This is a genomic window from bacterium, assembly GCA_030655055.1.
Classification (GTDB): Bacteria; Edwardsbacteria; AC1; order AC1; family EtOH8; genus UBA5202.
Map to the genome: position 1 here is coordinate 1 of JAURWH010000071.1, position 7,774 is coordinate 7,774.

Below are 7,774 nucleotides of genomic sequence, written 5' to 3' on the forward strand. Positions count from 1 at the left end.
CGCTTAAAACTCTCCGGGCGTTGCGCTTCTCGTTGTTGGCGGGCTTGTCTGAGCTCGGGCTTTGGCCAAGCCCTCAAACAGGCCAGACAAGCTTTTAACCGCCATCAACTGCGATGCTCACTGATCGTTTTAACGCGACAACTATGGTTGGCACCGTTTGAATTTAGTGGATCTCAGGCGCTGATAGGATGAACATTAAAATGTATATTGGGCGCCTTCCCTAGCCAGCCGGATCCGGGAATCTTTTAGGTCGGCGATCTCCTGCCGGATCTCCTTTGCGAACAGGGCCTTGATGTGGAACACGTAGAACGGCACCTTCAGTCCGGACTTGGCAACTTCCTGGGATAATGTATTGGGCGTCAGGTGGCCGGAGACATCTGCCAGGTTCTGGAGGCGGTTGGGAAAGGAGGTTTCTATCAGCACCGCCTTCAGGTCTTTCACCTTTTTGGCTTCCTGCCAGAGACGTTCGGTGGGCCGGGTGTCGGCGGTGTAGAGCAGGCTGGATTTCCCATCCGATATTATGAAGCCTGCGGTGGGCACAGAGTGGCTGACCTTGACGGCCTTAACCGTATATTTGCCGATACTGACGGCCCGGTTTTCCCGTAACGGACAAAGCCGGTATACCGCCCGCTTCCGGTCCGGGATGGCGGTGAAATCCGGCCAGACCTGGTTGTTGAAAAGATGCTGGTGCAGGCCCTGCAATACTTCGGGGAGGCTGGCGATGCTGACGGGTTTTTGCGAGCAGCCGGCCAGGTTGTCGGCCATCAGCAGCAGCCCCAGGCTGTGGTCGATGTGAAGGTGGGACAGAAAAACCGTTTCGATCTTTTTCTGTTCTTCAAAGTTCAGCCTGGATGCGGCGGCCCCGGTGTCTATCAAAATAGTTTGGTCCAGCAAAAAACTGGTCAGCCCAAAGCCGGGCAGTTTGGATCCGGAAGCGCCCAATACCCGAAGTTTCATGTCATGCCCTTATCTTAAGTTGGATTTTCTGGGAAGGTTGCCGTAAAGACAGGCGGGGAGCAGGCTATACCAAGGTCACGGGGAAGTGAATGTTTAGGGGGCCAGGCCCAGTCCGGCCACCAACCCAAGGGGCCGGAGGTCTCCTCCCAGCTGCAGGTAAAAATAGCGCCCCAGCTTACAGTAAACGCCGCCGGTGACATTAAGATTTACGGTGGAGTTGGCGTCGTCGTTTATCCAAAAGTAACCGTTATCTCCCATATTTCCATAGATTTCATAGTATTGCCGGTAAACACGACGAAATGAGACGCCCAAGCCTAGGTAGGAACAAAACCTGTCATTCAGGGGGCGGGTGATCCCGGTGTTCAAGGAGATCCAGGAATCCCGAGCGCCAATAAAAGTATCCGAGAGACTGCGTATCGTTTGCTCCTCATCGTAAACCGACAGGTCGTCGAACAAGTAGGGTGCGATCTCCAATGAAGTGTAGTTCATTTTGAATTCCACAAATATGCCCCAGGTTCTTGGCCGGGTAAAGCCCATGTTAAAACCCAAGTATTGGTTGGGAATGTTGGCGGAGTAACCCAGGATCAGCCGGGTACCGGAATTGAACCCGGGGCCTTCGTCATCGTTGTAATTGTATTTTTCCACTTGGGCGCAGGCCGGGCTGTGAACAATTATCAAGGCCAGCAGACCTAAGATGAACGATGATCTTCTCAGCATTATTGCCATTATCAATTAACCTTATTATGGAATTATAGTATTTGTTTCAAGTTAAACCATCCGGCCCCGGCCGGTGTCAGAAATATCCACCAGTTCCCGGGGATAGGGCTCAAAGTAGGTCTGGAGCCCCAGGTACTTATCCTGAAAACGGGCCACCCAAGCCCCGATCAAGGTGGACGCCGTGCTAAGCGGGATCTTATCCCGGCCCAGCAGTTCCAGTTGATCCAGAAAATATTTTTTCTCGGCCGGGGCCAGTTCATCCTTGAAATAACCCAGGGCATGCATCAGCACGTTGAGATGGGAGCGGGGCCGGGGGATCCTGGCCAGGGCCTGTTCAAAATGGGCTTGATACCCGGCCGCCAGGTCTGCCCATTTTAGTTCGTTCTGATGGGCCACCAATTTTCCCAGGGCCCGCATCTCCTTTTGGCTGTAGGCCATCAGCAGCAGTTTGCGGGAGGAGTGGAACTCCACCAGTTTTTTGACCGAGCCGGAGCTCAAAGTTTCCCTTAAATACGCCAGGGCGAAGATCCTGGTCAAAAAATGCTCCCGGATGGCGGCGTTCTCCAGCCGGCCCTCGTCCTCTATGGCCCGGCCCGGGTAGAGCTCAAGCGCCAGGCCGCCGAAGAACCCCGAGCTTTTGCCGGTGACCGGGGCCGCCCCCTTAAGCGAACCGGGATAGACCTTGACGTCCTTGATGCCGCAGGAGGGGGAGCGGGTCTTCAGCAGAAAGCCGTCCACCGGTCCCAGGCCCTTGAAAAATTCTCCGGCAAAGGCGTTCATCTCCCCGGTCAGGTCGCGGCCGGTGGCCGGCTGGTAAAGGGAGCGGCGGCCCTTGGTCTCTACGATCCGGATGGGATCGCGGGGCACGCCCAGGCCTATCTCCTGCTCCGGGCAGACCGGGACGAAGTCGACATGGTCCTTAAGTTTCCGGACAAAAGGACTGGAGATCATCAGGCCGTTGTAGCGGCAGGCGGCGAACCCCAGGCATTTGCTGACCACTATCCGGGGTCGGATTAATTTGCGTGGCATAGATTAGAAGACTATTAGATACAGACCTTTAACAAGGTAAAAGGTAATTATTTAATGTTTGTCAGTAAATATGTAGTGTGATCATCTCCGTGTATCAATTGCCCATTTTTACCCGTACCTAGTATTATATAGTGTGCATTGTCCCTACTTGTAGCATAACCTAACATATAACCATTATTTTTTGAGGATGGTTCATTAAGGCTTTTAGCCGCGAAGTTCGTTTTTAAAAATCTCGAATAAGGTTTAAAAGTTTGGGGATTTTTCAAATTATTTGGAAGTAGTTTAAATATAATCGTGTCTGGTGGGCATAGACCATTATTCTTAGCTCGATAGTCATTTACCAAAAGTTCCAAAGTGTGCATGTTTGCCTTGACGCACCCTTGTCTAGCTTTTTCTGACATAGGAATGAAGGGTGGCACAATAATAATCAAAGCCACCGACAGGGTAATGATTGATATTATAAAACCAGGAAGATTCTTTTTTACAATAGAATATATTATACCAAGGATACCCGCTACACCAATGGTATAGATTATCAATATAAATACTGAAAAAGCCATTTCGTTGAACTCTACTTCTGCTCCCGTTCTACCTTGACCGTGCACTCGGTCACTAATGCCGCCACCGCGCCGATGGCGGCCAGGGTCGGGGCGATCAGGGCGCCCACCACCCCGATGGTCAGCGGGAAGGCGATGATGGTCTTTCCATCCTTGTCGATGATGGTGATGCGGCGGATGTTGCCTTGCCGGACCAGTTCCTTGATCTTTGCCAGCAGCTGCTCGCCGGATACTTTTATTTCCTCGGTGAATTGGTCTGGCATGGTTCTGTTCCTTTCATAATTATCCATCCACAGATTTTACAGATTAACGCAGATCATATTCTCTGGGCAGAAGGTACAACCAAGATGTCGAATTTAAGAAACCTTGGTTCCCATGATCATTGCGGCCGCGATCCGCCCCGACTGGTAGATGGTGGGCAGGCCCGAGCCGGGGTGGGTGCCGCCGCCCACCAGGTAGCAGTTCCTAAACTCCTCAAAACGGTTGTGGGGCCTAAAGGACAGCATCTGGGAGATCTTGTGGCTGAGGTTGAAGGTGGCCCCATGGTAGATCCCGTATTCATTTTCCCAGTCGGCCGGGGTGATGATCTTCTCCATCTCTATATGTTGGTCAATGTCCTTGAGCTCGGTCTTCTGCTTGATGATCCCGATCACCCGGTCGCGGAAGGCTTTTCGCTCCTTCTGCCAGTCCAGCCCTGAGGTCTGGTTGGTGACCGGCACCAACACGTAAATTGCCGACTTGCCGGCCGGAGCCAAAGTGGGGTCGGTGATGCTGGCGTTCTGGATGTAGACCGAGGGGTCGCTGGACAAGGCCTTGCGGTGGACGATGTCCTCCACGTTGTCCCGGTAGTCATCGGCGAAGATCACGTTATGGTGCGGTATGTCGTACAGTTTGTCCAGGCCCAGGTAGAGCATGAAGGTGGAGCAGGAATATTCCATCTTTTTAAGTTTGGCGTCGGTGTATTTCTTCCGGTCTTCGGGTTTCACCAGATGGCTCATGGCCCAGGCGAAATCGGGGTTGAGGATCACCTCGTCGGCCTCTATGGTCCGGCCGTCCTCCAGCAAAACGCCTTTGGCAGTGCGGTCCTTCACCATCAATTGTTTTACCGGGGTGTTCAGGTGGATCCGTCCGCCGTCCTCCTGGATCACCCTGGCCATGGCTTCAGATATCTTATTGAGCCCGCCGATGGGGTGGTAGATGCCGAACTTATGCTCGATCACCGACAGGATGGTGAAGGTGGCCGGGCACTGCCAGGGCGACATCCCCAGGTATTTGGCCTGGAAGGTCATGGCGATCCGCAGGTGCTCGTGCTTAAAATAGCCGGCCAGCCGGTGATAGACCGAGGCGAAGGGGTCCAGCCGGGGAACGGCTTTAAGGAACCTGGGCTTGAGATAGGATAGCAGGCTGCCGTAGGGCACCTTCAGGCAGGGGTAGACCCGGTCAAACTTCTTGCCTTCGGTCTTTTTGAACCGCAGGTAATTTTGGCCGTCCCCGGGGAAGGCCCGCTCGATCTCCTCCACCATTCTTTTCTCATCGCCGGTGGGGAAGAAGTCCTTTGCCCCGTCAAAGCGCAGGCGGTACATGGGATCGATGCGCTTAAGGTCCAGGTATTTGTTCAGGTCCCGGCCGGCGTCGGCAAAGGACTGCTCCAGCACTTCCAGCAGCATCAGGAAGGTGGGGCCGGTGTCAAAGGTGAATCCGCCCAGCCTGATGGGAGCGTTGCGGCCGCCCACCACGTCCTTCTTTTCAAAGATATCCACCTGGTGGCCCTGGTGGGCCAGCTGCATGCCGGCGGTCAGCCCGCCCGGCCCGGCCCCGATGATGATGATTTTTTTCTTCGGCATAATAACAACTTTATTGTTACAATAATTTATTCTCGGCAAAACTGTAATACCCCAGCCGGCCCACTATCAAATGGTCCAGCACCCGGATGTCCAGCGTCCTGGCCACGCTGACGATGGAGTCGGTCAGCTGCCGGTCCTCCGGCGAGGGCTGGCAGTGCCCGCTGGGGTGGTTGTGCACCAGGATCATTCCGGCGGCGTGCAGGTTCAGGGCTTCTTCGATGATCCGCCGGGGATAGACCGCCGCCTTGTCCACCGTGCCCTGGTTGATGGTCTTGTATCTCAGCACCTCGTTCTTGGTGTTGAGATAGATGCAGAGAAAGGCTTCGTTGGGCAGTCCGGCCATCTTGGTCCGGGCGAAAGCCAGCACCGACTGGGGCGAGGAAAGGGCGTCCCGGGATATCATCCCGGCCGCCAGGTACTGCTCGGACAGGTGCTTGGCCAGCTTGATCAGCACTCCCGGGGAGCTTCCCAGGCCTTTGATCTTCTCCAGGTCTTCCGGCGAAGCGTCCAGTACTCCGGCCAGGCCGCCGAAAACCGCTATCAGTTCCTTGGCCAGGGGCTTTACATCGCGCCGGGGCAGGGCATAGGTCAGCAGCAGTTCCAGCAGTTCGTAGTCGTGCAGGCCTTCTCCGGCGGTCTGGCGGAATTTATCCTTCAGCCTTTGGCGGTGACCCGAGGTCTGTTCTTTCTTGTCCATGCCTCGCCTATTTTGTATTCCCTCATCAGGTTGATAAACCGGCTTGCATATTTGCCGGGTTTGTTATACAATTTATCCGAACCCTCTTTTAAAGGGAGGCCTATGGAAAAGTACACCATCCTGGTGGTCGAAGATGAGGCCAACATGGCGCGCCTGCTGGAATTTCAGCTGCGGAGCGCCGGCTATCAGGTGATCCAGGCCCGGGACGGCCAGGACGGCCTGCAGGTGGCCAAAGAGAAGCATGTGGACCTGATCCTGACCGACATCATGATGCCGCTGATGGACGGCTACGAGCTGTGCCGGGCGGTCAAACAGAGCCCGGAACTGTGGCACATTCCGGTGATCATGCTCTCGGCCAAGGCCGACCGGGCCAGCATCATTCATGGTTATGCGGTGGGCGCCGCCCGCTACCTGACCAAGCCGCTTAAGCGGGAGGAGCTGTACAAGGGCATTGACCTGCGGCTTAAGTATTCTTACAAGGCCAAGGTCATGCTGGACCGCAAGGCCAAGGAGTGGGCCGGCCGGCTGTCGGAGAACAACGTTTTCACCGTGCTGGAGCTTTTCTCCATCGGCGGCTGGACCGGGCGGATAGACATCACCAACTCCATGGGCCAGCACGGCTGCCTGCACATAGCCAGGGGTTCCATCCTTAGCTGCAGCCTGGAGGGGCAGAGCAATAATTTCAACATCTTCCTGGTGCTGTCCTGGGAAAAGGGCGAATTTACCGCCTTCCGGTACTGATCTTCCCTTTACAAAAAAATACCGGATCAAACCGAAACTTTACCACAGAATCACGGAAGGTTGAATAAGTATTTTCCGTGTTTCGGCAATTCAGTGTTTCCGTGCCTGCACGCTATAGCGTTACGGCGCGCAAGCGTGGAAATCCTGTTTATTTCGACATGGCCTTTTTACGCTGTGCAACAGGCATCTTCTCTATGGCATATCTTAAGGCGGTCCGGGGCATTTGCCTATTGTTCTTCATTACATAATCGAACACCTCTCCGGGGAACTTTTTGCAGGACTCTTTCAGCAGCCAGCCGTAACCTTTTTGCACCAGGTAGTGATCGTCACACAGCAGGGCGCCGGATGTCTTTAGCACATCACTAAAATATTTGCCCCGCCTGACGGGGTAGATCAGAATCACCGCCGCCGCCCGGCGCAAAGGCCATTGTTTGGACTTGGTCCAGCGCAAGAAGTTCGGGAGAAACTCGGGGAAGCGGTCTATAAAATACCCGAAGGTGTGGCAGCACAGGTCGTCCACTCCACCCCAGTTGTTGACATGGTCCTTAAGCCAGCGTTCGAAGACATTGAAGTCCGAAGGCTGGAATTCCCGGCGGCGGCGCCAGGCCCAGTCAAAGGCGATGGTGCGCTCCTCGCTGGTGCCGTAGGAGAGCAACTGGTCGCACAAGGCAAAGATCTCAACTCTCTCCAAACCCTTCACCTGCCGGTAGTACTTGGCCGAGATGGCCCGGACCACCGGAAGGCGCACCCCGTGCAGGACAATGCCTTCCTTGAAGTAATTCTGCGCGCCTTCACGATAAACGGGGTCCACATTCTTCAGCAGCTCGGCCCGGATATGTTTGATGATGTCGTTCACGGGCGGACATTATGGTCGTTTATCTTTCTTATCGTTTTGTCTTTTACCAGTTTTCTGAAATCAGCAAGAATGCTCTCAATCTGGCATTCTTCAAAACCATAAGACAAGTTAAGGTCGTATTCTCTGTCAATCCATGTTTTTATATCAGCTTCATTGTGCTGAATAACTGCTTCTAATTTATCAAGTGCTTTTACTATCCGGGCTTCTTTTGAAAGGTGATCATCAAAATCTTCTATCGTATTAATAATTTCCCCGATCCCAAGCTGGGCGTATTCGGTTGAAATATCCGCCAAAGCCTTTTTTTCATTTTTCACATCTGCATCTGTTTTGTCAAAGCCGGGGATATCTCCATGTTTTACCTCGCTTAAATCATGAA

General features: G+C 53.9%; 10 protein-coding genes. 1 reads left to right on the top strand and 9 read right to left on the bottom strand.

Annotation, left to right across the window (positions count from 1 at the left end; all coding sequences use genetic code 11):
• Window positions 1-195: 195 nt before the first annotated feature.
• The 7 genes from Q7U71_03150 to radC form a co-directional block, all read right to left on the bottom strand.
• Window positions 196-957 (bottom strand): 3',5'-cyclic-nucleotide phosphodiesterase, encoded by a 762-nt coding sequence (locus Q7U71_03150; protein MDO9390752.1) that lies wholly within the window; start codon window positions 955-957, stop codon window positions 196-198.
• Between the two features lie 93 nt (window positions 958-1,050).
• Entirely contained in the window at window positions 1,051-1,674 is a 624-nt protein-coding gene (locus tag Q7U71_03155) for a hypothetical protein (GenBank protein ID MDO9390753.1), read from the bottom strand.
• Window positions 1,675-1,725: 51 nt separating this feature from the next.
• Window positions 1,726-2,703, bottom strand: coding sequence for a DUF1722 domain-containing protein (locus Q7U71_03160; protein ID MDO9390754.1), 978 nt, complete (start codon window positions 2,701-2,703; stop codon window positions 1,726-1,728).
• Window positions 2,704-2,750: 47 nt separating this feature from the next.
• Window positions 2,751-3,263: a hypothetical protein gene (locus tag Q7U71_03165; GenBank protein MDO9390755.1), complete on the bottom strand. Its 513-nt coding sequence runs from the start codon at window positions 3,261-3,263 to the stop codon at window positions 2,751-2,753.
• 11 nt (window positions 3,264-3,274) lie between these two features.
• Complete coding sequence (locus tag Q7U71_03170) at window positions 3,275-3,523, bottom strand: DUF4342 domain-containing protein (GenBank protein MDO9390756.1); 249 nt, start codon at window positions 3,521-3,523, stop codon at window positions 3,275-3,277.
• A gap of 93 nt (window positions 3,524-3,616) precedes the next feature.
• The gene (gene crtI / locus Q7U71_03175; GenBank protein MDO9390757.1) at window positions 3,617-5,104 is read right to left on the bottom strand and encodes a phytoene desaturase family protein; all 1,488 of its coding nucleotides are present in this window, start codon (window positions 5,102-5,104) and stop codon (window positions 3,617-3,619) included.
• A gap of 16 nt (window positions 5,105-5,120) precedes the next feature.
• Window positions 5,121-5,801, bottom strand: coding sequence for a DNA repair protein RadC (gene radC, locus Q7U71_03180; protein ID MDO9390758.1), 681 nt, complete (start codon window positions 5,799-5,801; stop codon window positions 5,121-5,123).
• Window positions 5,802-5,903: 102 nt separating this feature from the next.
• On the opposite strand from radC, the gene Q7U71_03185 reads away from it, so the two are divergent.
• A complete protein-coding gene (locus tag Q7U71_03185; GenBank protein ID MDO9390759.1) occupies window positions 5,904-6,542 on the top strand; it encodes a response regulator in 639 nt (212 codons plus the stop codon).
• Window positions 6,543-6,690: 148 nt separating this feature from the next.
• Here Q7U71_03185 and Q7U71_03190 read toward each other — a convergent pair whose 3' ends face one another.
• Window positions 6,691-7,398, bottom strand: a complete 708-nt coding sequence (locus Q7U71_03190) for a DNA alkylation repair protein (GenBank protein MDO9390760.1) — start codon at window positions 7,396-7,398, stop codon at window positions 6,691-6,693.
• On the bottom strand, window positions 7,395-7,774 hold a 380-nt coding region (locus Q7U71_03195), incomplete at its 5' end, for an HD domain-containing protein (protein ID MDO9390761.1). The genes Q7U71_03190 and Q7U71_03195, both read right to left, overlap by 4 nt.